Annotated in this window: 18 protein-coding genes; 10 read left to right on the forward strand and 8 right to left on the reverse strand. The window is 43.1% G+C overall.

All coding sequences use genetic code 11. The features are described from left to right. The first annotated feature begins 2 nt into the window (after positions 1–2). Positions 3–326, forward strand: coding sequence for a DUF3392 domain-containing protein (locus MMA19_RS08500; RefSeq protein ID WP_006070787.1), 324 nt, complete (start codon positions 3–5; stop codon positions 324–326). Between the two features lie 71 nt (positions 327–397). After that, the gene (locus MMA19_RS08505; RefSeq protein WP_240206176.1) at positions 398–1075 is read left to right on the forward strand and encodes an ElyC/SanA/YdcF family protein; all 678 of its coding nucleotides are present in this window, start codon (positions 398–400) and stop codon (positions 1073–1075) included. 29 nt (positions 1076–1104) lie between these two features. Here MMA19_RS08505 and MMA19_RS08510 read toward each other — a convergent pair whose 3' ends face one another. The 3 genes from MMA19_RS08510 to MMA19_RS08520 are packed head-to-tail and all read right to left on the reverse strand — an operon-like array spanning position 1105 to position 6928. Further along, entirely contained in the window at positions 1105–3891 is a 2787-nt protein-coding gene (locus tag MMA19_RS08510) for a calcium-binding protein (protein WP_240205980.1), read from the reverse strand. Between the two features lie 26 nt (positions 3892–3917). Continuing rightward, positions 3918–5222, reverse strand: a complete 1305-nt coding sequence (locus MMA19_RS08515) for an HlyD family type I secretion periplasmic adaptor subunit (protein WP_240205981.1) — start codon at positions 5220–5222, stop codon at positions 3918–3920. Continuing rightward, a complete protein-coding gene (locus MMA19_RS08520) occupies positions 5219–6928 on the reverse strand; it encodes a type I secretion system permease/ATPase (protein ID WP_124939815.1) in 1710 nt (569 codons plus the stop codon). The genes MMA19_RS08515 and MMA19_RS08520 overlap by 4 nt, the downstream gene beginning before the upstream one ends. Positions 6929–7305: 377 nt before the next feature. Here MMA19_RS08520 and MMA19_RS08525 point away from each other — a divergent pair, with 377 nt between their 5' ends. From MMA19_RS08525 to MMA19_RS08535, 3 genes are all read left to right on the forward strand, one after another. Further along, positions 7306–8325 (forward strand): extracellular solute-binding protein, encoded by a 1020-nt coding sequence (locus MMA19_RS08525; protein WP_164491412.1) that lies wholly within the window; start codon positions 7306–7308, stop codon positions 8323–8325. Next, positions 8322–10013 (forward strand): sensor domain-containing diguanylate cyclase, encoded by a 1692-nt coding sequence (locus MMA19_RS08530; RefSeq protein ID WP_240205982.1) that lies wholly within the window; start codon positions 8322–8324, stop codon positions 10011–10013. Before MMA19_RS08525 ends, MMA19_RS08530 begins: the two co-directional genes overlap by 4 nt. A 65-nt stretch (positions 10014–10078) precedes the next feature. Beyond that, a complete protein-coding gene (locus MMA19_RS08535; protein ID WP_038230250.1) occupies positions 10079–10903 on the forward strand; it encodes a DUF2797 domain-containing protein in 825 nt (274 codons plus the stop codon). A gap of 46 nt (positions 10904–10949) precedes the next feature. Here MMA19_RS08535 and MMA19_RS08540 read toward each other — a convergent pair whose 3' ends face one another. Both MMA19_RS08540 and MMA19_RS08545 read right to left on the reverse strand, forming a co-directional pair. Next, on the reverse strand, positions 10950–12173 hold the full coding sequence (locus MMA19_RS08540) for a cysteine desulfurase-like protein (protein WP_240205983.1): 1224 nt from the start codon (positions 12171–12173) through the stop codon (positions 10950–10952). After that, a complete protein-coding gene (locus MMA19_RS08545) occupies positions 12157–12816 on the reverse strand; it encodes a 2OG-Fe dioxygenase family protein (RefSeq protein WP_171389159.1) in 660 nt (219 codons plus the stop codon). The genes MMA19_RS08540 and MMA19_RS08545 overlap by 17 nt, the downstream gene beginning before the upstream one ends. Positions 12817–13333: 517 nt before the next feature. Between MMA19_RS08545 and trxB the strand changes: the two genes are divergently transcribed. The 3 genes from trxB to cydC all read left to right on the forward strand — a co-directional run bounded on the left by trxB (position 13334) and on the right by cydC (position 17904). Then, positions 13334–14287, forward strand: coding sequence for a thioredoxin-disulfide reductase (gene trxB, locus MMA19_RS08550; RefSeq protein WP_088877488.1), 954 nt, complete (start codon positions 13334–13336; stop codon positions 14285–14287). 115 nt (positions 14288–14402) lie between these two features. Continuing rightward, complete coding sequence (gene cydD, locus MMA19_RS08555) at positions 14403–16190, forward strand: cysteine/glutathione ABC transporter permease/ATP-binding protein CydD (RefSeq protein WP_240205984.1); 1788 nt, start codon at positions 14403–14405, stop codon at positions 16188–16190. Then, positions 16183–17904, forward strand: a complete 1722-nt coding sequence (cydC, locus tag MMA19_RS08560) for a cysteine/glutathione ABC transporter ATP-binding protein/permease CydC (RefSeq protein ID WP_240205985.1) — start codon at positions 16183–16185, stop codon at positions 17902–17904. Before cydD ends, cydC begins: the two co-directional genes overlap by 8 nt. A gap of 102 nt (positions 17905–18006) precedes the next feature. On the opposite strand, the gene MMA19_RS08565 is transcribed toward cydC, so the two are convergent. The 3 genes from MMA19_RS08565 to MMA19_RS08575 all read right to left on the reverse strand — a co-directional run bounded on the left by MMA19_RS08565 (position 18007) and on the right by MMA19_RS08575 (position 22020). Further along, positions 18007–19344: a hemolysin family protein gene (locus MMA19_RS08565; protein ID WP_152559707.1), complete on the reverse strand. Its 1338-nt coding sequence runs from the start codon at positions 19342–19344 to the stop codon at positions 18007–18009. Between the two features lie 169 nt (positions 19345–19513). Beyond that, positions 19514–20608, reverse strand: coding sequence for a 3-phosphoserine/phosphohydroxythreonine transaminase (gene serC, locus MMA19_RS08570; RefSeq protein WP_006074725.1), 1095 nt, complete (start codon positions 20606–20608; stop codon positions 19514–19516). A 131-nt stretch (positions 20609–20739) separates the two neighbouring features. Beyond that, positions 20740–22020, reverse strand: a complete 1281-nt coding sequence (locus MMA19_RS08575; RefSeq protein ID WP_240205986.1) for a DUF945 family protein — start codon at positions 22018–22020, stop codon at positions 20740–20742. 147 nt (positions 22021–22167) lie between these two features. On the opposite strand from MMA19_RS08575, the gene MMA19_RS08580 reads away from it, so the two are divergent. Both MMA19_RS08580 and MMA19_RS08585 read left to right on the forward strand, forming a co-directional pair. Then, complete coding sequence (locus tag MMA19_RS08580; protein WP_240205987.1) at positions 22168–24120, forward strand: ATP-binding protein; 1953 nt, start codon at positions 22168–22170, stop codon at positions 24118–24120. Positions 24121–24131: 11 nt separating this feature from the next. Next, positions 24132–24629 (forward strand): response regulator, encoded by a 498-nt coding sequence (locus tag MMA19_RS08585; RefSeq protein WP_062459398.1) that lies wholly within the window; start codon positions 24132–24134, stop codon positions 24627–24629. The last annotated feature ends 8 nt before the right edge of the window (positions 24630–24637 follow it).

The raw sequence follows: 24637 nt of genomic DNA on the forward strand, positions 1-24637 counted from the left end.
ACATGCTCGATATTTTCGCTCCGGGAGGACGCTTTATTGCTCCTTATCTTTTTGAAGTTTCTACGGCACTAATCGCATGTTCTCTTGTCGTACTAGGTGCGGATATCAACCGCCTCTTAAGGAACGCATTACGAGATACAAATTTCGTAATTCGAACGGTCTGCTTTATACTACTCAATGCATTTGGCTATGGGTTGATCATTATTAAAGCCACCCCATTGTTAAAGAACGTATTAGTTAATACAGAACCAGGCTTGATGTTCGCCATCGTGGTTCTAAGCTTTGTGAGTATAGGTATTTGGGCTCAAAGGAATCGTCAGATTTAGTGACCTTTAGATTTAACAAGGAAACGTTGTTATCCAGCACCGTGCTTTCTTTCTTAAAGAGAGCACTTCGTATCGCTTGTTATACACTTGTTTTGTTCGTCGTCTTCATCGCGTCCATTGACCGTTGGGTGAGTTGGCAAGCCGAAGACCGGATTCTCACCTCTATCGACGATATTGATAATGTTCAGGTCGCAGTCGTTCTTGGCACGAGTAAGTATCTAGGTCGAACTCTCAACGAGTACTACTCCCATCGCATTGAGGCGGCGATTGACCTTTACAACGAAGGTAAAGTGTCTCATTTCCTACTCAGTGGCGATAACGCTCACCGTTCATACAATGAACCATGGACAATGAAACGAGACTTGTTGAGAGCAGAAGTTCCTGAGCCAGCTATCCACTTGGACTACGCCGGATTTAGAACGCTAGATTCGATTGTTCGTGCCAAAAAGATCTTTGATACCGATGACTTCTTAATCATCACGCAGAAGTTTCACTGTGAAAGAGCTCTGTTTATCGCACGATCATACGATATTAATGCGACATGTTTAGCGGTGTCTGGACCGACATCCAAGTCAGGGTTTTCAGTAAGATTAAGGGAAGTATTTGCCAGAACTAAGGCGTTTTTGGATTTGTATATTATGAATACTCAACCGAAGTTTTTGGGGCCGAAGGAGCCGATTATGGACACGGAAGAAGAAGGGTTAGTCGATGAACCAATTGCACCGTATGAAAAAGGCCTTCAGCAATAAAACCGAAGGCCTTGCCAGTTTATAGCGGATTATACTGTTGGAAAGTAATCATCCAAAGAGGTTTCAACCTCGCCAATCTTAATAACTTCAACATTCTTGATGATCGTAAAGTCATCAGTACCAACGACACTAACTTTATACTCATTTCGATAAGTAGCCCCATTAGCTTCAACGGTAATTGCCGTTCCAGCTGCAAATACCAAACTATCTACACCGTGTCCGCCATCGACATAATCTTCACCTGAGCTTGCGTGGACCGTATCATCACCATGCATAACATTAATAATATCATCGTAAGCAGATCCAGTGACGGTATCCTCTCCAGCACCGGTCCACTTGTCAATATAGGTCATTCCATGCCCTAATCCACTGAAGTCAATGACATCATCACCTCGGGTCCCGTGTAATACCTCCACATTTTTCACAGTATCTGTTGCAACCTCAGTGTCATTGTCTTTTGCAATGACAGACATAACTCCTTTGTTTGAAGTTACTTCTAGGTGAGTCGCCCCAACTAAATTGTCACTATAGTAAAGTGTATCAATACCATCGCCACCATCTACATAATCATCGGCCATTTCAGAACGTAAATACCCAGCAACTTTAGCGTCCGCGTAAATTACATCATCACCGTTTCCTGCATAAATTTTGTCCTCATCGTTACCACCGTACAGTTCATCATTACCACCAGAGCCACGCAGTTCATCATTGCCATCACCGCCTCGCAATATGTCATGAATATCTGTCAGGTCATCATCATGTACGGCGTAATATCGACCTGCAGACAAAAAGTCGTTGCCACTACCACCTACAAGTAAATCACTGTGATTACCACCATGTAATTTATCATCACCCTCTTCACCATAGAATTCGTTATTGCCACCACTCGCTTTTATTACATCATTACCTTTACCGCCATAAGCAGTATCATTACCCCACATTAGGTCAAATATATCAGCATGATCACTTCCTACCATGCTTTCATCACCAGCATCAGTCCATTTATCTTTATAGACAATGCCATGATTTAAACCACTAAAATCACCGACATCGTCACCACGAGTGCCCTGAATCTCTTCGATGTTTTTGACCATATCAGTTGACAATATATTACTTATCTGTCCGGAGTTATCCACGGCAGAGATCTGGATGGATTGGTACCCCCCATTACCCTTCACAGACATATTGAGAGCAGCATCAGTACCTAGTCCATTTACTAAGTGATCATTGTAGAAAAGTATGTCGTAGCCATCTCCGCCATCAACAATATCATCTTCAACTGAGCCTCTACCGTCCGTCTCGAAGTAATCGTTACCCCCTCCACCACGTAGGGTATCCTCACCAGCCCCTCCTATCAATGTGTCATCGCGATCTTCACTGCCATCACCATAGTAATTACCGCCAACGATGTAGTCGTCTCCATCACCACCGTTCAGATAGTCACTGTGGTTACCACCATTGAGATGGTCGTTTCCTTCTTCACCGTAAAGCTTGTTGTTTCCAAGGGTTACTTTCAGAGTATCGTTACCCTTTCCACCGTATATGATGTCATCACCAGACACTAGATTTATATCATCATCAAAATCACTACCTATTGCAAAATCGTTACTGGCTGCTTCACTAGTGTCGGTAATCGTAATACCTTTGCTCGTTCCCGATAATGGGTCAACTAAACCACTGAAGTCATACTGATCTTCGCCGCGAGTACCTATGATTTTTTCAACCGAAATAAGCGTGTCGGTGAAATCCGCAGCACTTTCTGTATTCGAATGCTCTTTCGATGTTAGAAACTGCTCCAGTTTGATACTACCATCATCATTTACCGAGGCATGAATGTGTCCCTTTTGATACCAGTAGCTCGCGGTGTCAAACCCTTCGCCACCGTCAAGGATGTCATTACCCAGTGAATGCCCACCATATTCCTGAAACTTATCATCGCCTCCAAGTGCAAGAACATAGTCATTTCCGTCCGTCGTAAATGCCGGTAACGATTCCGAGGGCGATGCACCGATAGTTTCGTCGCCATTGGTGCCTGCAGCAGTCGCGTCTGGATTAGACAAAAGAGCAATAATAGATTCGGTGTTTCCTAAAGCTAGGTGCGCACTTATTTGGTCCGCAAGAGGGCCGGTGTTTTTTACGAAAAAATCTTTTAGAGTTATGTTTGTACCCAAGTTTCGCTTCGCATCTGCATCATAATCTAGAAATGTGAGAACTAAGTCACTCCCATCTTGGCTTATTGTCAGTTCATTCTCGATCGCATAATCGACAAATTGGTCGGCTTTACTCTCATCACTATCACTATCCAATGTCACCTTGTTTTCATTGTTTTTGTTGATTTTATTCAGGGCACTATCAACTTGACCTTCCATTCTCCCAGTTAATGCTTGCTCACGAGCGTCAACTTTAGAGTCTAATTCTTCTTGGTTTAAGTTAGGTCTTTTTGACGAAATTTTCTGTTCAGTTATATCATTCTCAAGAACATAATGTTTACGATTAAAGACAAGCTGTAAAGTATCCTCTCCTAAAGTAAAATCAGAGATGGTATTGTCACCTCCCTTCCAGATTCTCATAGAAAACGTATCTTTATCATCTCCTCCGATCAAAGTATCATTGCCGACCCCACCAAAAAGAAGATCGTTTCCACTACCTCCTTTTAGGGTGTCATCGCCTTGATTTCCTTCTACGATATCATTACCTTGACCACCTTTAATCTTGTCGTCTCCTTGTCTACCTCTTACAAAATCATTGTTCTCACCATTACGGTCTATCAGGTCATTACCTGAGGTCCCTTCATTACTTGATATAAACTCTGCCATGATTTGATTTCCTTTCTAACGTTGCTCTATATCTCTCTCATCCCCTTCTCCATACTTTGTATCAGCGGAGAAAGTAGATAATCAAGAACAGTGCGTTCCTCTAGTACTATTTGCGCTTCTACCGGCATACCCGGTTTCAGATCTAAGCCAAGATCCAGAAGCTCCGTTGCATCGAGGGCTATCTTTCCTTGATAGAAATGACCGCCTAGCCGCTCATCTACGATGCTGTCCGCGGAGAGGTGTATAAGCTCACCTGTTACTGCTGGGACTTGTCGAAAGCTGTATGAAGTCAGACGGATGTTTGCCGACAAACCTTCATACACCGATTCGATATCCTTGGGTTGAATGTTGACACTTGCGACCACTCGGGTGTTATTGGGGACGATCTCCAGTATCGTACTTGTTGGAGCAACAACACCACCTTGAGTGTGAATAACGAGATTGATCACATCGCCTCCAACTGGAGCGCGTACTTCTATGCGGTCGTTTAGCGTATTAGACGCTTTTAGCTGTTTTAAGATTGCTTGCTCTTCTGAAACTAGCTCTTGCTTTTTCTCTTGAGCGGTGCGCATAAAGTCTATTTTTAGTGCGTCCATTTGAGATTCAAGCTCAGCAACTTTGTTATTGGTTCTTTTGATTCGAGTACGGTGCTCCGCTATTTTTGCCACCAAGCTTGAGTACTCTCTCTTTAGTTCAAGAAAGGCAACTTTTGATACATACCCTTTTTCTAATAGAGCTGAGTTCGCTTCGATTTCTTCGTTGAGCAATGTCAGAGAATGTTCGTCGCTTGAAAGCCAAGCCTTGTAGCTGTCTCTATCATTCTCTGATTGAGCCATTTGCTGGCGGAGTGACATCATTTGTTCTTTATGAATCAGACGATTCTGGTTTAACAGTGATGCTTGATCACGACGTATCTGACTTTGAATCGGAGTGAGGTTCTCCTCGTTCCCCCACTTAATCGCCTCTCCTGAAAGCTCTGCGTCAATTCGAGCTAGGCGAGCTTGGACGATAAAACGTTTTTGATTCAGTTGTTCGAGTTGACTAACAAGCAATGGATCCGAGAGCACCAGTAACAAGTCGCCTTTTTCGACACGCTGACCTTCTTTGACGAGAAGCGTTTCGACTACCCCTCCTGTATGATGCTGCACTTTCTGATTCTCGAGCTCTGTCACCAATTTCCCTGGTGCCAACGAGGCTGAACTTAATGGTGCGCTATAACTCCAATAGCCAATTCCAATGAAGCAAACCAACAATACGAGCCAACCAAACAGAATGAAGTTGGTCAAAGAGAGATTGAACGAACGAGATGTCTCTGAATGATTTAGTTTCATGACACACTCCCTATGCTGTTTGCTGACGATGCAGGAATATTTAAGATCTCGGTCGTTTTACCGTATTGCTGGAGGCGTCCTTCACCTAACACCATGCATAAACTGGTATGCTGAATAATCGACATACGGTGTGAAATGACAATGACGGTAATTTGCTTGTGATGTGCATGAGCAATGAAATCGATCAGTGCCGCCTGCCCTGGATGATCAAGATTAGAATCGGGCTCATCCAATATAAGTAAGGCTGGTTTTGTATATAGCGCACGAGCCAAGGCAATTCGTTGCTGTTGTCCACCAGACAATCGGATTCCTAGTGCACCAACCAGTGTTTGATAGCCATTTGGGAGTGACAGAATCATCTCGTGAACACCAGCTAATTTGGCTGCATCGACGATGTCCTTCGCATCAACATTCTCATCGAATCGGCAAATATTTTGCGCAATCGTGCCCGATAGCAACTGACTATTTTGGGAAACATAACCAACTTGCCTCCCTAGTTCTGATACTTGGCGCTGGTTAAGTGTTGCGCCATCAATGCGCACCTCACCGCTTACAGGTTTAACCAAACCTAGAATAGCTTTGACCAATGTTGATTTGCCTACACCGCTACCTCCAACAATAGCTACCGATGCACCAGCAGGAATGGAAAAAGTAAGATCTTCGAGCAACGGCTTCTCACTACCTTGGTGACCTAAGAAAACTTTGTCGAATCCGACAGCGCCTTTAATCTTTGGTAGTTCGACGACTTCTTTTGGTTGTTCGAGATAAGACTTGCGTAATCTTTGATGTGCTTTCCAACCTTCTAACCAGCTTTGCCAGTTATGGATCGCCTGCTCAACTGGTGCTAAAACTCGGCTCATAATCATCGATGCGGCAATCAATACTCCAGCACCAACTTCGTTCTCTAATACCAGAATGACCGAAACGCATAACACTCCAATTTGCAACAGCATCCGAGCATACTTAGCAAGTGCTAAAATCGCTCGAGAAATTCTGTCTGCGTTCGCTTTGTCTACTGTCGGATTTATTGATTCCTTACGCCACTTCGCGACCAAATTGTCATTCATACCTAATGCTTGAACAATCTCAGCGTTTTTAAGCCAATCACTAGTTAATGTATTGAACGTACTCGCATGCTGGCTTGCATTATTCTGCAAGCGCTTCGTCACTATCATACTTATGATCGATATAACAAAGAGAACCGTTGCGCCTGCTAACGCAAAGTGTCCAAGCAGCGGGTGCATGAGATACATGACCGCTAAAAAAACAGGTGCAAATGGAGCATCAAATAACGCAAAGATCCCAGGAGAAGTGAGAGTTTCTTTAACTCGAGATAAATCAGTTAGAGATTGGCTGAATATTCCATTGCTTTGTTGTGACTTGAGCATAGAAACATTAAAGGCGAAGTCTGCGGACTGTTGCTCAACGCCATATCCATAACGCAACATTACTTGCCCGCGAACCCAATCGAGTAGCGCTTGAATAGATAAGAGGAACAATGCAACTATTGCAAGCATTACAAGCGTTTCGCGACTTTCGGAAGAAAGAACACGATCAAAAACTTGCATCGAAAATAAAGGAAGCACAAGAAAAAGCACATTTACCGCAATAGAAACCACGGTAATAAAAATAAGAACTTTCTTGTTTATTTTAAAGTACTGCGTATTATTTAAACTACCAGCATCCTTGCTTAAAGTAGACGTCATGTTAGCCTCAGACGGTTATTTATCCTTGTCATTGATTTAATAAATAAGAATGACAAAGGAATTATTTAAATATTGCCGACTTCGATATTAGACCTATTTCTGACACTTTATTTACAAAATGCTCGGCCAACCCTAACCAACCACACTTGTTCCACTTTTTGAGACCCGTTGCATAAATATTACACAATTAATGCGTTAATCATCACAAAAATAAGCAATATTGTGATACAAATCGCATTTTGATAACTATATTAATAAACTTTCGTTTAATACCAGACTAACAATTTGAAATTAGAGATGACTGATTCATATAATCTAAAAAGCTAATTAACCTAGGCATTATCATGATGCGCATTTATATTGCACCAATTTTGTGCATGAGTTTCTTCAGTCATATTGTTTACGGAAAAGAGATTTTAAAAATATTATCTTGGCATGGATATACCGACACAGATATTGTATCTATTTTCGAAAATAAAAATAACATCGACATTGAAGTAACTTATGTAAATAATGACAAACAGTTAAGAGAGAAACTTGATGATAGAAATCAAGATTATGACCTTGTTGCCCTAAACTCCTCTGAGCTACAACGATATATCAAATTGCGAAAATTTATTCCAATCGACATATCCAAAATAGAAAATAGTAAATGGATCAGCAATCAATTCGCACCACTGTCAACAAACCCAGAAATCACCTTTAAAGGTAATATCTACGGCCTCCCCTATACCTATTCATCAATGGGAATCATCTACAATGCCGATCGTGTAAAATCTGCTCCAACTTCTTGGCAAGATTTCTGGTCACCGGAATACCATCACAAAGCGCTTGGATATGATGGCGGGACACATAATGTGAGTTTAGCCGCACTGGCATTGAAGCTACCCGATCCTTTTCAGATTCCAAAATCAGACGACGAACTCATTGCTAAAAAACTGATATCGCTGAGAGAGAATACGTTAACGTTCTATCGTTCACTCGAGGAGGCAACAGAGCTATTTAATCGCTTTGAACTATCAATCATGTTTGCGAATTTTGGCCATCAACAAGTTGATTCGCTTAAAAAGACGGGTGCCAATATAGAATATACGATTCCAAAAGAGGGAGCATTGGCTTGGTTAGATTGTTGGTCAATCTTGTCTACTTCCAAACAAACTGAACTTGCTCACCGCTGGATTGATTTTGTGCTAGAACCATGGGTTCAACTTGAACTAACTAAGCGTCATGGACTACAAAGTCCTCTTAACCAGTTTTCTGAAAGCGATAATAAGGAAAAGTTGATATGGCTTTCACCTGTAGAATCACCGGAAAAACGTGAAGCCATGTGGGATTCAGTATACAGCGGTAAACCACTTCCCAAGGTAATGGAACATACCAAGAGAACGAGGCAATGAAGCTTTCTACGAAAATTGCACTGATGTTCACATGTACATTGTTAGTTTCATTTTCTATTCTAGCTTGGCTAAGCTATCAAGGCTCTAAGGCACTGCTTGCTGATAATATCAAAACAAAAATGGTACAAACCACAGGAATTGCCACTCGCGCTTTGCAGGAGAAACTGCAAGATATTGAGCGAACCAATGATATGTTAGCGATGTTGGTCAAAGATAAGCTCGACAAACAGTATGCTAAAACTGAGCTGGCAGCAGCCATCATTCCATTTCTTCAAAACAACTCAACCTATAACAGTGTCTCGATTATCCACCAAAAAACAGCACTTAGAGAAATCCTCAGAATTCAAACAGGACCTAACCAAAAAATACATGCTGTAGAACCAAATGAGCTCAACAACCTTACTCATATTCCATTGTTTGTCGAAGCTACGAAAATTTATGCGGGAGAAATCTACGTCTCTCCAGTTTCAACCCATTATGACCGTATCGTTCATCATGAATCTACGCCTTACGTATTTATTGTTTATCCTCTCAATCTCAAGAGTGATGAAAGTACATCTTTATTGTTCACTATCGATATCAAAGCCTTAATGGAAAAAGCGACCTCTTTAATGGATGACCCGACAACGTTTATGATCGCTAACACCAATGGAGATTATTTGCTTCACCCAGACAGAGACAAGCAGTTTAGTTTTATGAGAGGAAAAGTTGAACAAGTCCAGAATGACTATCCAAATGCGCTGACAACCGTTAATCACGGACATTCAAGCTTCTTTGAACTAAATACGAACACTAAAGATAACAGCTTGTATTACGCAAGCTTCGCGTTAGCAAAGTTTCAGATCCATCAAACTTCGAGTGCCTATATTTTGGGCCACGTCAGACAAGACTCCATCGGTAGCCTGTGGCGGGAAAACACAATCAAGAGCGTACTGATTACTACTATGGTATTGCTGTCAATCGCATCTGTACTTTCATTTTCTCTATTTCGATACGTTACGCTGCCCCTCACTCACATTGCCTCCTTTGCACAAAGGATTACGTTGGGAAAGAAAACAACTCCTTATCAATATAACCAACGAGATGAGATTGGAGATGTCGCGCAAGCACTCAATTACCTTCAAAACAATCTCAACGTCCAGTATGAAAAGCTCAAGAACTCGGAACAAAAGTTTCAAGAACTTGCTCGCAAGGATGATTTAACAGGCCTGCCGAACAGAAAAGATTTTTCTGTTCGGTTAGAGAACGAAATCCAACACCATCGAATCAATCAACTTCACTTTGCACTACTGTTTGTTGATGTTAATAACTTTAAACTGGTCAACGACCATATCGGACACCATGCCGGAGATGAACTCTTAAAGAAAATAGCTCATGTTCTGGCTGGAGAGCTGCGTAGCAGTGATCTGGTATGTCGGCATGGTGGTGACGAGTTCATCATCTTGCTTTCAAATCTTAGGCAGTTGACCATCATACATACGATTTGCGACAAGCTGCATCAGTCGATGGAGAGACTCGTTGGCTGTGAAAGGTTACACCATCAACATCTATCACTTAGTATAGGTGTTGCCATTTACCCAGAATCTTCTAGTCAGCCCATAGAACTCATTCAATTGGCTGATAAAGCGATGTATGAAGCAAAGAAAAATGGCCATGCTCAAACTTATTGGCACACTCCCTTTCGATAGTTTTTTCGACAGATTCTAACTCTTGTTTTTGCTACACTGGGCAAAACAACTAAAAGAGTAATGTCATGTCACTATTAGCCTCAGGTACGCTGTCCAAAATGCGTGCCTCTCTAGATTCGCAAGTTCAATACCGTTTACCCGTTGGTGAACAAGAAGTAGAACTCACCTCGTTTATTGGAAAGACGCTGACCCTTACCCATACTGGTAACATTTTCTGTAGCTCTTGTGGCAAAAAAACAAAGAAGAGCTATTCACAAGGCCATTGCTTTGTTTGCATGAAAAAACTAGCAAGCTGCGATATGTGCATTATGAAACCTGAAACTTGCCACTATGATCAAGGCACTTGTCGTGAACCCGAGTGGGGCGAAGCCAATTGCATGGTTGATCATTTCGTCTACTTATCTAACACCTCCAGCTTGAAAGTAGGTATTACACGTCATACGCAAATTCCTACTCGTTGGATAGACCAAGGGGCAACACAAGGTTTACCGATTCTGAAAGTTAAAACGCGTCAGATATCAGGCTTGATTGAAGTTGAGCTTGCCAAACACATTGCGGATAAAACCAACTGGAGAACCTTGTTAAAGCAAGATGGTGACCCGATGGAGTTAGTGGAAAAAGCACAAGAACTATTACCGCTTGTCGCCGACAAAATTGCGGAGATTAAAGCTCAATATGGTAACGATGCGATAGAAGTGCTAAGCGAAGTGATTACGCCGATCAGCTATCCAGTTGAAGTTTATCCGACCAAGATTAAGTCGCATAACTTTGATAAAGAGCCCGTGGTCACAGGAACGTTACAGGGTATCAAAGGTCAATACTTAATCTTTGATACCGGAGTGATCAATATTCGCAAATTCACCTCCTATGAAGTTGAAGTTTCCGCCTAACGAAGAACATCCAAAGAAAAGCCCGCAAACGCGGGCTTTTCTATCACTAGATATTCTCTATGGCATCGAAAAATCTGTCAACTTCTTCGAGAGTGTTGTAATGCATAAAACCGACCCGTAATACACCGCCCTTATCTTCTAGTCCGAGTTGTTTGACTAATCCTAGTGCGTAGAAGTGGCCATTCCATACGCAGATATTTTGTTCACCAAGAGATTTTGCCATCAATTCTGGTGAATGCTTACTTGAACGAAGGGCAAACGTCGGTGTGCGCCTGCTATGAGCCGAATCAGCTATTCCATAAAGGCTTAACGAATCACATCGCGATAGTCGCTCCAAAAAGTAGCGGCTTATTTGCTCTTCATGGTAACCAATATCCTTGAACGCGGACACAAGTTGTTGCCGTAAACTCTGCCCTTTACCCCAGCTAGCTAGATAACGAACCGCCTCAATGAAACCAGCCATCGCTTCAAAGTTTTGCGTGCCAGTTTCAAACCGCCCTGGGCCAATATCTGTTGCTGGTTCGACTTTATATGGTTTCAATGACTGCAACCACGTCGGTGAGATATAGGCTAACCCTAAGTGAGGTCCAAAGAACTTGTATGCAGAACAGACCAGAAAATCACACTCTAGGTCTTGTACGTCTACCAATGCATGTGGCGCAAAGTGAACCGCATCGACATAGACTAGTGCCCCCACCCGTTTTGCCAGCTCCACAATACGCTTAATATCAGTTATAGAACCAGTGGTATTGGACGCGTAAGTCACGGCGATCAATCTGGTTTTTTCAGAAATTAGACTCTCTAAATGTTCAAAATCCAAAGAGCAGTCACTTTCATCGACTTTAACCTGTTTGACCACCGCACCTTTATCTTCTGCAGCTTGTTGCCAGCTTGATACATTTGAGTAATGGTCCAGCGCCGTAACGATGACTTCATCATTAGGCTGCCAGTTTCTCGCTATCGCTCTACTCAACTGAAATGTCAACGATGTCATGTTGGCGCCAAACACGATGTTGTCCACCTCTTCGGCATTAAGTAGTGCTTTTCCATGGTGGCGGGCTTTTGTAACAAGCTCCACTGTTTCTTTGCTAGAAAAGTAGTGACCACCTAAATTAGAATTGTACTGGCCAAGGTAATCCGTCATGGCTTTAAGAACTGAGCCTGGTACTTGAGAACCTCCGGGACCATCAAGGAATACCACTGACTGGCCGTTATAAGATTGATGAAGAGCAGAAAAGTGCTCTCGAGCAGAACTAGGAGTGAAGTGCATTGCGCATATCCTTAGCGGTTAATACAAACACGTCCATGTAGCCTGCGTTTTGATTATCAATACAGCGGATTGGCTGAGCATTGTGCCAAAGCTTAGAGTCGTCAAGGATAGCTACTTCCCCATTTTCCAGTACTTTTCTGAAAAACGGAGCTTCACCATTATCGTTGTAGAGCATGATCTCACCGCCTACGATGTTTTCTCGACCAATACCGACCAAGGCAATATGGTCAAATCCATCTTGATGTACACCTTCTGGAGCAACCTCGGTTTCATCGTAAACCGCTGCGATCCTCATCTGATGAATTTCAATTTCCTGTCCGTCAGGTAAGGCATTCGTGTTAACAAAAAGCGTAACCAGTTCCAACATCGCAGAGCTCTGCAGAGTCGATTCTAAAACAGGTTCAAACTGTCTAATCACATCGCCTTGAAAGTGGTTAAAATGCTCAGACTGAACAAAGCAATTATCACCTTTGTCTACAATTTGACCTTTTTCAAAACGCACCACCGAATAACGACGTAAGCGATATTTGCCATCAGCATGTTCCGTGTTAGGTAGCGTGGCAAAAGATGGGGCCAATTGTTCAGTGGAACGGCCACTCAGGCTAGTAAGATGTAATGTACTTTCAACACTATGTAGCATCATTAACTCCTTTCAATGTTATGCCAAAAACAATGTGTTTCACAATTTATTTACAAACCATTAAATATTAACAATTCTGCAAGATCAACATTTCACAGCCTTTTAAACCATAGATTCGAACAAAAAGGAACAATCACCTACAATAAACCAACTGAACAGCGGTATGTTCTAATTATCGATTTCAACCCACTAAAAACCTAGCATTGTTAACTAGACAAGAAAATATTATGTTATTTAACAATGATTTATGGCAAAAATAACTATTAACTCATCGTCTTTGCAAAGGTGAATCGTTAAAGTGTTAGCCACCATCTAGATTATCAATCCTAGTATTTATCTCTAATCGGAAGGAACAAATGGAAAATATGCATTTGATGCGTTCGATTAACAACTAACTGCTCAAAATGACATCAGTTATCACAAATCTAGTATTGATTAATTCACCGTAACCCCAATATATTAGGTAATTAAGATGCACCGATAGAAGGTGCAATAAGAATGACTGAAGTGAGACAACAAAATGGCTGACACAAAACACTGTAAATTGCTTATCTTAGGTTCTGGCCCTGCTGGTTATACCGCGGCTGTTTATGCGGCACGTGCCAACCTCGATCCTGTTCTAGTGACTGGAATGCAACAAGGTGGACAGCTCACAACGACCACTGAAGTGGAAAATTGGCCAGGTGATGCCGAAGGATTGACGGGCCCTGCTCTAATGGATCGTATGAAAGAGCACGCTGAGAAATTTGAGACCGAGATGATCTTCGATCACATTAATAAAGTCGATTTCAGTACTCGCCCGTTTAAGTTGTTTGGCGACTCTCAGAGCTATACTGCCGATGCAGTTATCATCTCAACGGGCGCATCAGCCAAATACCTTGGCCTAGAATCAGAAGAAGCGTTCAAAGGACGTGGCGTTTCAGCTTGTGCGACATGTGACGGTTTCTTCTATCGCAACCAGAAAGTTGCGGTTGTTGGCGGCGGCAATACCGCTGTTGAAGAGGCTCTTTATCTATCAAATATCGCTTCAGAGGTTCACCTAATCCACCGTAGAGACACATTCCGTGCGGAAAAGATTCTCGTTAAGCGTTTGATGGACAAAGTAGAGTCAGGCAATATCGTCCTGCATACCGACCGTACGTTGGAAGAAGTCGTTGGTGATGATATGGGCGTCACTGGCGTACGAATTAAAGATACACAGTCAGAAGAAATTGAACACATTGATGTTATGGGTGCATTTATCGCCATTGGTCATCAGCCGAATACTGACTTGTTCGAAGGTCAGCTTGAAATGAACAACGGCTATATTGTTGTGAAATCCGGTCTAGAAGGCAATGCTACGCAAACAAGCATTCCCGGTATTTACGCTGCTGGCGACGTGATGGACCATAACTACCGCCAAGCGATTACTTCAGCCGGAACAGGATGTATGGCAGCGTTAGATGCTGAGCGTTTCCTTGACGCACAGTCATAAATTTAACATTTCGTCTCATTATTTTTGAAAACAAGAAACCCATAGGTATGCCCTGTGGGTTTCTTTTTGTATAATCGCCGTTTCTTCTAATAATAATACTCATTAAGCCTTCTACATGGATAAGAAAAAACAACGGAGCTTGAATAATTGGCTCAAGACGCAAAGTAAGCTTGCTAAACGCTGGCTCGCTATTGCGATTGGCCTTGGCGTTCTTTCAAGCCTGTTTTTGCTAGCGCAAGCTGCGCTTATCGCCACAATATTGCACCAACTCATTATTGAGCATGTCGACAAATATGAACTCATTCCGCACTTCTTAGGGTTACTAGTAGCCGTTGCTGGGCGTGCTGGATGTGCTTGGGGGCGCGAAATCGCTGGATTCAAATGTGGCGAGCAGATACGTTGTTACATGAGGCAGCTCATCCTTGATAAGTTACGCGAATTAGGACCAACTTATATAAAAGGCAAACCTGCTGGCACATGGGCAACACTAGTTCTTGAACAGGTGGAAGAAATGCAAGATTTCTTCGCTAAGTACTTGCCGCAAATGTCCCTCGCAGTTGCTGTCCCTATTATCATCCTTATCGTTGTATTTCCTATCAACTGGGCTGCCGGTCTAATTTTCCTTGTCACCGCACCACTTGTTCCTCTGTTTATGGCATTCGTCGGAATGAAGGCTGCCGACGCTAACCGTAAAAACTTTAAGGCTTTACAACGTCTTTCTGGTCACTTTTATGACCGATTGCAATCCATGACAACAATTCGTCTCTTCAATCGCACAGAAACTGAGACAGAGGTACTACGTGGTGCGTCTGAAGTATTTCGTAAACGCACAATGGATGTATTACGACTTGCCTTCCTTTCGTCTGCGGTTTTGGAGTTCTTTACATCAATCTCCATCGCCATCACTGCTGTCTATTTTGGCTTCAGCTATATTGGTGAGCTTAACTTTGGTCATTATGGTGTCGGCGTTACCTTGTTCGCTGGCTTATTCATTTTGATTTTAGCGCCTGAGTTTTATCAGCCACTGCGCGACTTAGGTACTTTCTACCATGCTAAAGCACAAGCCGTCGGTGCAGCAGAAAGTATTGTCGAGTTCTTGGATACAGAAGTTACCGCATTACCACAGGGCAGTCAGAACATTTCTCACCCTCAAAGCATCTCTATCGAAGCAATAGATCTAGAAGTTTTCAGCCCTGAGGGGACTCGCCTTGTCGGTCCAATTAGCTTCAAAATAAACGCCAACGAAGCCGCTGCGTTAGTCGGCCCGAGCGGCGCAGGCAAAACCAGTTTGGTCAACGCCATTTTAGGATTTATGCCTTATCAAGGTTCATTAAAAGTGGCAGGTATTGAACTTAAAGACCTCGACCAAACCGACTGGCGTAAAAACATCAGCTGGGTTGGCCAAAACCCACTGCTACTTCACGGAACGATTCGCGACAACATCACCCTAGGTAATAATGATGTTAACCAAGAGCAAGTCAACAATGCTCTTTTGGCGTCGTTCTCGGCTGAGTTTGTCGAAAAACATGGTTTGGATTATCAAGTTACCGATCGTTCCGGAGGTCTTTCGGTCGGTCAAGCTCAGCGTATCGCGTTAGCAAGAGCAATGGTACAAAACGGTAACTTCTGGTTATTAGATGAACCGACTGCAAGTCTGGACGCCAAAAGTGAACGTCTTGTTACTCAAGGTATACACACCAGTACCGCAGGTAAAACGACATTGATGGTCACCCACCAGCTCTCTCAACTAAAGAACGTAGATACCATATTAGTGATGAATCAAGGCCGTCTGGAACAACAAGGCAGTTATGATTCGCTTTCAGACTCAGATGGCTTATTCAGCACCATGTTGTCTGCCCATCAATCATCCGTTGCTCAAGATAAGGGGAATTTAGATGCGTGATTTACTCCCTTACTTAAAACTGTATAAAAAGCATTGGTTTGGCCTGTCTTTGGGTATGCTTCTCTCCTTTGCAACACTTTTTGCGTCCATTGGCCTACTCACTCTATCAGGCTGGTTTATTTCTGCTGCTGCGGTCGCAGGCTTAACCATTGCTCGCGAAACTTTTAACTATATGTTGCCAGGTGCCGGTGTACGTGGCGCGGCAATGGCGCGCACCGCTGGACGTTGGGGTGAACGTGTAGTCAGCCACAACGCTACCTTCAAACTACTCACCGATCTTCGAATCTTCTTTTTCACCAAGTTAGCGCCGCTTATTCCCGGTAAAGCCGTCAACATTCGCGATGCGGATATGCTCAACCGTCTTGTGGCAGATGTTGATGCCATGGACCACGTCTATTTGCGTCTTGTTAGCCCAATTATCGTCGGTGTATTTGGTATCTTATGTCTGACCGCTGTTCTTTGTTGGTTTGACATGACGCTAGGCCTCACGCTTGGCGCAATTCTAATGCTGCTGCTTATCACGTGGCCAATCGTTTTCTACCGCTTGGGAAGCAAGAATGGGGAAGCGTTAACACTAAATAAAGCTGAGCTTCGCATTCGTACCTTAGATTGGTTGCAAGGTTATAGTGAACTGACGCTTTTTGGCGCTGAATCTCGCTACCGAAAAGCTATTGTGACTGCGCAAGACAAGTTGATTACCAATCAGTTGGTTCATGCAAAAGTATCTGGTATGGCTCAGGGTCTGCTGATTCTCGCTAATGGTTGGCTGCTCATACTAATGCTGTGGCTAGCAGCGGATGGCGTGGGTGGAAATCAACCTGATCCACTAATCGCGTTAATGGCCTTTGCGACCATGGCAAGCTTTGAAATGCTTATGCCTATTGCAGGTGCATTCCAGTATCTAGGTCAAACGCTGACCTCCGCCAAAAGACTAAATGAGGTGATTCTAGCAACGCCGGAAGTCACCTTCCCTGACGATCCTGTGACGCATTCGAACGAGTACTCCATCGATATCGATCACGTTTGCTTTAGCTACCCAGACGCTAAAGAAAAAGCACTTCGCGATGTGTCACTTTCTGTGAAGGGTGGACATCGTTTGGCTATTGTTGGTCAAACTGGTTCAGGTAAGTCAACGCTGTTGCAGCTCATTTCACGTTACTGGGATGCCGACCAAGGGAAGATTACCCTTGCCGGTGCTCAGATTCAAAACTGGAGTGAACGTCAACTTCGTGAAGCAACTAGCATTGTTAGCCAGAAAGTCGACATCTTGAATGGCACACTACGTGATAACTTGTTTATGGCGAAACCGTCAGCTTCTGATGAGGAGCTTATCGCTGCTCTAGATAAAGTAGACTTGGCACATTTGGCTGAAGACAATGGCTTGGACGCATGGTTGGGTGATGGCGGACGTCAACTTTCCGGTGGCGAAAAGCGCCGTATTGGTATCGCACGAGCACTGCTACATGATGCGCCGATCTTACTACTTGATGAGCCTACTGAAGGCTTAGACAAAAAGACTGAGCAACAAATCATGCAGTTGTTTGACCAACACTTTAACAGTAAAACGGTTATTTTCATCACTCACCGCTTAGTGCATTTAGAAACATTTGATGCCATCTGCTTACTCGAAGACGGTGAAGTTTTGGAGTACGGCCAGCACCAAGCGCTTCTTGACGAGAAAGGTCGATACTACGAACTGCATCAAACGCTTTAACGGCTAATATTCATATTCACCATACGAAAAGCCCGCTTCCCTTTGTCACTAACATATTGAAGCGGGCTTTTTCATCCACTTAATTTTAATGGCAATAGTTTTCTATTTATCCTGTTTCTCTGAATCTTGAGTTCCACACACTCTGTGTGCTCTTACTTGGGTGATGCGATTATTCTTAACCTTCAGTACTTCAAAGTCCCATTGTTGATAGCAAATGTGTGTCCCGGCTTTTGCCACACTCCCAACCTGCCAGGACAAAAAACCGTTCAAGGTTTGGAAGCCCTCATCAAACTCTCCCTCTAGTTCTTGAATATCCAGCTTATGTTTCAGCTCGTTGATTGGAATTAATCCATCAATAATCCAACTTCCATCAGCAAGCAACTTAGCCCAAACTTGTTGCGGAGCCATCCCCAACTCCCCAGCAATAGACTTAAGCAAGTCATAATGAGTAACTAACCCTTGGACGTCACCATACTCATCAACTAAAAACGCCATCTCAGAGCTGGTTTGCTGCATGTGGTTGAGAAGAGCTAATCCTTTCATTGATTCAGGAACAAATCTTGGCTTACGCAACATTTTAGCGAGTTTACCCGCCGAAAGCACTTCATACTCATCCAATAGATTCTTTGAAGATACCGTACCAATGATGTTATCAAGACCGCCACGACACACGGGCCATACAGAGTGCTTGGTTTGCCTAAGCTCTTTGAGTGCTTGTTCAATTGGTTTATCTATATCAAGATGATGTATGTCGCTACGCGGCGTCATAAGTGACGTTACCGCTCTATCATTTAGATGCAATAAATTGCGGATCATCACCAATTCTTGCTGTTCTATAGCGCCTGTTTCTGAACCTTCTCGCACTAAAGAAATGATGTCTTCTTCGGTCACGCAATCGCTTTGTCCCTCCTTTTGACCAAGGAGACGAAGCACCGCATCAGTGGATACCGATAAAAGCTTAACAAAAGGGCTGGTTAATAATGATAGCCAATGTATTGGATAGGCAACGAGAATAGCAATTCGCTCTGCGTTGTTTTGCGCAAGCCGCTTTGGAACTAACTCTCCTACGACGATCGCGAAATAAGTAATCGATATAACTACGCTCGCTGTAGCCAAAATATTCGCAAGTTCAGGGTCTATGCCTTTTGAGTGCAACCAGACTGACAACGGCGCAGATAAAACTGCCTCACCAAATATCCCGCTGAGAATACCGATTGCAGTAATACCGATTTGAATAGTAGAGAGGAATAATGTGGGGTTATTTTTAAGCTTTAACGCAAGTTGCGCAGATTTCTGTCGTTCTGCCATTTTTCGCAGTCGACCACTTTTCGCTGCCACTAAAGCGATTTCTGACATGGCAAATAAACCATTCAGCCCAATTAAACTTGCTAATAAGATAATGTCCATAAACCGATCCAGTGATGCACACATAGCAAGCATAAACGAGTTGTCAGCGATGAAGCTGTGAATCAGTGCATAATTACTGAGTCCTATTTATTGGGTTATTTATGGACACAATAGATAATATTAATAAGAGAGAAAATTGCCATTTACCCAAAAGAAAAGCCGAGCTTAACTGCTCGGCTTTATTAGAAATAGTCAGTACCGTTTAAGCGAACTGCTCTTCAAACTCTTTCATGAAATCCACTAACGCTTGTACACCTTCGATCGGCATCGCATTGTAGATTGATGCGCGCATACCACCTACGGCGCGGTGGCCTTTCAGTGCGCGCAAACCACGTTCATCTGCCAGTTCCAAGAATTTAGCATCTAGTTCAGGTTTTGATAGCTGGAACGGCACGTTCATTAGCGAACGGTTGTTCTCGTGTACATTGTTGTGGTAGAAGTCAGAAGCATCAATGTGATTGTAAAGAATCGCCGCTTTGTCTCGGTTAATCTTCTCAATTGCAGCAACACCGCCCTGCTCTTTCAGCCACTTAAACACTAAACCAGACAAATACCACGCAAAAGTTGGCGGCGTGTTGTACATAGAGTCTTTTTCAGCGAGCACTTTGTAATTTAAAAATGTCGGTAGGACATCGTTGGCTAGGTCAAGCAAATCATCGCGTACAATCGCAATACAGATACCGGCAGGTCCAATGTTCTTTTGCGCGCCCGCATAAATAACGCCGTACTGTGACACATCGATTTGACGTGAAAGAATCGTCGAAGACATATCCGCTACAATTGGTAGCTCAGTCTGCGGTAGTTCATTGATTTCAATACCGTCGATGGTTTCATTTGGACAGAAGTGAACGTATGCCGAGTCGGCATCAATGACCCATTCACTCACAGGTTGAACCGCAATTTTTCCATCTATTTCTGTCTTCGCTTTATGCACGACAGGTGTACAGTATTTTTCAGCTTCATCAATCGCACTTTCGGCCCAGTAACCTGCGTCAATGTAAGTTGCTTTGGTCTTTGAACCCAATAAATTAAGTGGTACAGCAGAGAATTGTGCTCTCGCTCCACCTTGGCAGAAAAGTACTTTATAGTTGGAAGGAATATTTAGCAGGTCTCTTAAATCTTGTTCAGCCTCATCCGCAACCTTGATGAAAGGTTTACTTCTATGGCTGATTTCCATCACCGACGTACCCAAATCATTCCAATCAAGCAACTCAGATTGTGCCTTTTGTAGTACCGCTCGAGGTAACCCAGCAGGACCAGCACTGAAATTGAATACGTTATGTGAAATCGGCTCCATGACCTTTATACTCCTGACTAAATACATAAAGAAGTGCCAGTAATATCACGTTTTTACGGAGATAAAAAGCAAGAAAAGAGGCCATCAGACCTCTTTTCTAATCACGAGTGTAATTTGTACTCACTTAGCGATTATTGCCCCATTGATTGCCCCATCAAGAGCGGCAAGAAAAGTGCAACTAGTGGAATTTTCTGGCCATTGGCAAATACCAGTTGACCGTCTTCAATATCAGCCTTCATTTGATAGCCTGCATCTTGTTGCGTCACCATCTCCATCACTACCAATTCATCAATACCTTGAGCAAGCATCGGGTTAACATTCACCATGCCTTCTGACATATACGCATTCATGTTACCAGTCAGCGCTGGCATCACCACACTTGGATCACGTGATACATTTTCAGTCCCTTCAGGCACTTTTAGTAGCCAGTTAGATTTGAACTCATCGTCCGCTACCTTGAAGTGCATGTCGTTCATCGCAACGTTAAAGCCACGCGCAAACAACGTCTCAATCAACGGGGCTAAAGTAGTAATATCTGCTTGCGCGATAGTTGGATTAGTTTGATACAAGTCGACCAGTCCTTCGAATGATTTTCTATCTAGCGAGGTTAGCGCAAAGTCGACCTTGAGGTCGCTCAGTTGACCACCATCCGGATAGGTCATATTGCTCATACTGAATATGTGTTGGGTATCAATGCGATCCGCTTCAGAATCAAAAGACGATTTGAAGGTGTAGCCAAGATCATCAATATTCAAAATGCTAGTATGCATTTCATCGAGAATGGTGAAGTTTTTTAACGTCACACTCTGATCACCAAGCCAAAAACCTTGCTCTTTTTTCCCAACACCATTTGCAGACAAGTCTGTTAATGTCAGTTGTTCACCGTTTTCAAAATCCAATTGAATCGAAGGGATATTAGCATTGAACGTCAACTGACCTAGAACGGTTGCAGTACCTGTTGCCACTGACGGAGAAATAGACATGCTAACTTTCTGTGCATCATCTCCTTGATAACTCCAACTATCGAGTGACAATTCAAATTCAGTATTACCATTCAGCTGCGTCACTGTTTTTAACGCGAGAGGGAAATCAGGATAATTCTGGATATGCGAGTTCGCTGTTAAGCTGAATAAACCGTGACTAATTTCACTCTGAACCACAATTTCTGTGGGCAAGCCATCCACTTCTAACTGTTCTTTCAGAACAGGATCGTTAACTTGGTAGCGTGTTTCTACGTTAGAAGAAAGGTAACCGCGATCGTAGGTTACAATCTCTGCTGTAACACCTTCGTTGTTTAGTTGCTCTACACCATCCTCAACAACTTGTTGCCCGATATGTCCAACAGCCAGTGGCCAACATAAAACAAGCGCTACTGCACCGCCGATTGCGCCATATTTTTTCAATTGATTCATAGAGTATTTAAGACATTTTGTGAAGTATATTTCATTCAGTCTAACTCAAGTCGCTAGGATCTCCAATCTCATACCTAGTTCTCATAACCCCATGCTTTTTATTGATATATTAAAATTACTGTTGAGAGAATCGAATAGCGCAGGTTCATGACAAAGCGAAATCAATACGCCGTACTCTGTTTAGACAATGATCTGATTAATTTGGACACTCTGGATACTGAGCTGTCTCTCTATCAGTCACACTTTGATATTCATCTGGTGACGTCCATCAGTGAAGGACACGAACTGTTGCAATATATCGGTGCTCAAGGGCAACAGCTGGCGATGGTAATTGCCAGACATAGTCGTCTTTTCGATGGTGGAGAGTTTCTTATTCAGCTAGAACAAACTCTTCATGCTCAATCAGCGCGAAAGATACTGGTGAGCCGAACTAACTTCCAAGACGTTCAAGCGATTTTAAATGCAGTCAACGAAGGACGACTAGACCACTGCCTTACTCTACCCTTAGAACAAAAAGAGTTACACAAAACGGTCGTCAAAGAGCTCACTCAATTCGTTATCACTCACGAGAAAGACAACCTACTTCATTATGGCAAGGTACTCGATCAACAGAAGATTCTCCGCGCCCACATCGACCAAAAAATGCACTCCTATCGGGCCAGTTTTATTCACGATTTCCATGAACTATCAGACAAAGAACTCGCCGCCCAAGTCATTGAATCTCTGTTGGGATTTTTTGCCGAAAAAGACGAAACTCGTGCGGTAAGAGAGTATTCGCCCGAACACCTGTTAACCGTTGAAGGCCAGCCTAATGAATTTCTGTGGTTTATCGTCGAAGGTCAGGTGACACTGTATAAAAAAGATGAGTTAGGTCAACAGCGTGAAGTAGTACAACACAGTCGAGGCGGTATTGTCGGCGGTATGTCTTTTGTAACTGGCGAATGCTCGTTCTCAACCGCTATGACATTGACCGCAACGCAAGTTATTAAGTTAGATAGAAAGGTATTCACTCAAGTAATGCATTCTAATACCGACTTACTGCCACTCTTCACTAACTTGTTGCTGAGACACTTTAACCGTCGCTTACAACGTAGTATTGATACTAAACTCGAGTTGCAAAAGACATTGGAATCATTGGAATCGGCCCATCAACAGCTCATAGAACAAGAAAAAATGGCAATGTTAGGGCAGCTTGTCGCAGGTGTTGCCCATGAGCTAAACAACCCAGTTTCTGCGATTTTGAGAGGTGCAGAGACCGTTTCAGAGAAAATTGATTCTATACTTAAGCAAAACCATGACCCATCCATTTTTGAACTCGGATTGAATGTCCTTGAGCAAGCTAGACAATCCACACCACTCTCCACCTCGGAAATAAGAGCAAGAACTAAAAAGCTTCAAGAGACGCTCAAAGAGCGCCGACTAGCCAAACGACTGGTCAATCTCAACTTACAAGGTAATGAACAGCTTTTAGCGCAAGCAACGCTGTCACCAGATAAGCTAACGAGTGAGCTAGATAAACTTGAGAACTTTCAAGTAACCGGGGCCACTCTGCGTTCTATTCAAGTGTGTGCCCAACGAATTGCCGACATGGTCAAGAGCCTAAAAGGCTATGCGAGACCAGATAATGAATCTTACGAATGTGTCGACTTACATGAAGGCATCGAAGATACGTTAGTCATTTTTGAGAACCGACTAAAACGGCACTCTCTCATTAAAGAGTATGGAAAGCTCCAACCGGTACTTTGCAAACCCATTGCCTTGCAGCAAGTTTGGACCAACCTTATTTCTAATGCGCTAGACGCACTCCCTGAAAAAGGGCAGCTGACAATTCGGACTGACTGCGTCGCTCGGGAAGGTTCGCTATATAACATGTATCAGTTTATCGACAATGGTGCTGGCATTCCTCGCGATCAACTTGAGTCGATATTCGAACTTAACTTCACGACCAAGAAAGAAGGCAACTTCGGGCTGGGTATCGGTCTTTCTGTTTGCCAACAAATTTTGAACCAACATAAAGGCTGGATAGAAGTCGACTCTGAAGTTGGTGTTTATACCAATATGTCTGTACTCATCCCTGTCGACAACGATGACAAATTATAAGGAGTATTACGATGAGCGAATACCTAATCCTATGTGTAGATGATGAGCGAGAAGTGTTGGACAGTGTTCTACAGGACCTCGATGATTATGAGGAACATTTTGTTGTCGAAGGTGCTGAATCAGTTGATGAAGCAAGAGAAGTGATTCAAGAACACGCTAAAGATGGTACAAGACTGGCATTGATTCTCTGCGATCACATCATGCCGGAACAAACAGGCGTCAGCTTCCTTATCGAGCTTAGTGAAAATGAAGAGTTCAAGCACTGTCGTAAGGTATTACTAACAGGACAAGCAGGCCACGAAGATACAATAGAAGCTGTCAATCATGCCTGTCTTGATTTCTACATTAGTAAACCATGGAAAGGCGATCACCTGAGAGAAGTAGTTAAACAGCAACTTACTGATTTTGTGATAGAACACGATAAGAACCTCGCCCCTTGGGGACGAATCTTAGACACAGAACGGATTTTTAAGGCCCTATCAGATAATCGAATGAGCTTTGGCGAATGACCGAGTTT

This window comes from Vibrio sp. CyArs1 (assembly GCF_022432925.1).
Classification (GTDB): Bacteria; Pseudomonadota; Gammaproteobacteria; order Enterobacterales; family Vibrionaceae; genus Vibrio; species Vibrio mediterranei.

Coding starts and splice junctions, on each gene's coding strand:
- MMA19_RS08500 (WP_006070787.1), top strand. CDS start 3: ATGCTCGATATTTTCGCTCCGGGAGGACGCTTTATTGCTCCTTATCTT.
- MMA19_RS08510 (WP_240205980.1), bottom strand. CDS start 3,891: ATGGCAGAGTTTATATCAAGTAATGAAGGGACCTCAGGTAATGACCTG.
- MMA19_RS08515 (WP_240205981.1), bottom strand. CDS start 5,222: ATGAAACTAAATCATTCAGAGACATCTCGTTCGTTCAATCTCTCTTTG.
- MMA19_RS08520 (WP_124939815.1), bottom strand. CDS start 6,928: ATGACGTCTACTTTAAGCAAGGATGCTGGTAGTTTAAATAATACGCAG.
- MMA19_RS08525 (WP_164491412.1), top strand. CDS start 7,306: ATGAGTTTCTTCAGTCATATTGTTTACGGAAAAGAGATTTTAAAAATA.
- MMA19_RS08530 (WP_240205982.1), top strand. CDS start 8,322: ATGAAGCTTTCTACGAAAATTGCACTGATGTTCACATGTACATTGTTA.
- MMA19_RS08535 (WP_038230250.1), top strand. CDS start 10,079: ATGTCACTATTAGCCTCAGGTACGCTGTCCAAAATGCGTGCCTCTCTA.
- MMA19_RS08540 (WP_240205983.1), bottom strand. CDS start 12,173: ATGCACTTCACTCCTAGTTCTGCTCGAGAGCACTTTTCTGCTCTTCAT.
- MMA19_RS08545 (WP_171389159.1), bottom strand. CDS start 12,816: ATGATGCTACATAGTGTTGAAAGTACATTACATCTTACTAGCCTGAGT.
- trxB (WP_088877488.1), top strand. CDS start 13,334: ATGGCTGACACAAAACACTGTAAATTGCTTATCTTAGGTTCTGGCCCT.
- cydD (WP_240205984.1), top strand. CDS start 14,403: ATGGATAAGAAAAAACAACGGAGCTTGAATAATTGGCTCAAGACGCAA.
- cydC (WP_240205985.1), top strand. CDS start 16,183: ATGCGTGATTTACTCCCTTACTTAAAACTGTATAAAAAGCATTGGTTT.
- MMA19_RS08565 (WP_152559707.1), bottom strand. CDS start 19,344: ATGCTTGCTATGTGTGCATCACTGGATCGGTTTATGGACATTATCTTA.
- serC (WP_006074725.1), bottom strand. CDS start 20,608: ATGGAGCCGATTTCACATAACGTATTCAATTTCAGTGCTGGTCCTGCT.
- MMA19_RS08575 (WP_240205986.1), bottom strand. CDS start 22,020: ATGAATCAATTGAAAAAATATGGCGCAATCGGCGGTGCAGTAGCGCTT.
- MMA19_RS08580 (WP_240205987.1), top strand. CDS start 22,168: ATGACAAAGCGAAATCAATACGCCGTACTCTGTTTAGACAATGATCTG.
- MMA19_RS08585 (WP_062459398.1), top strand. CDS start 24,132: ATGAGCGAATACCTAATCCTATGTGTAGATGATGAGCGAGAAGTGTTG.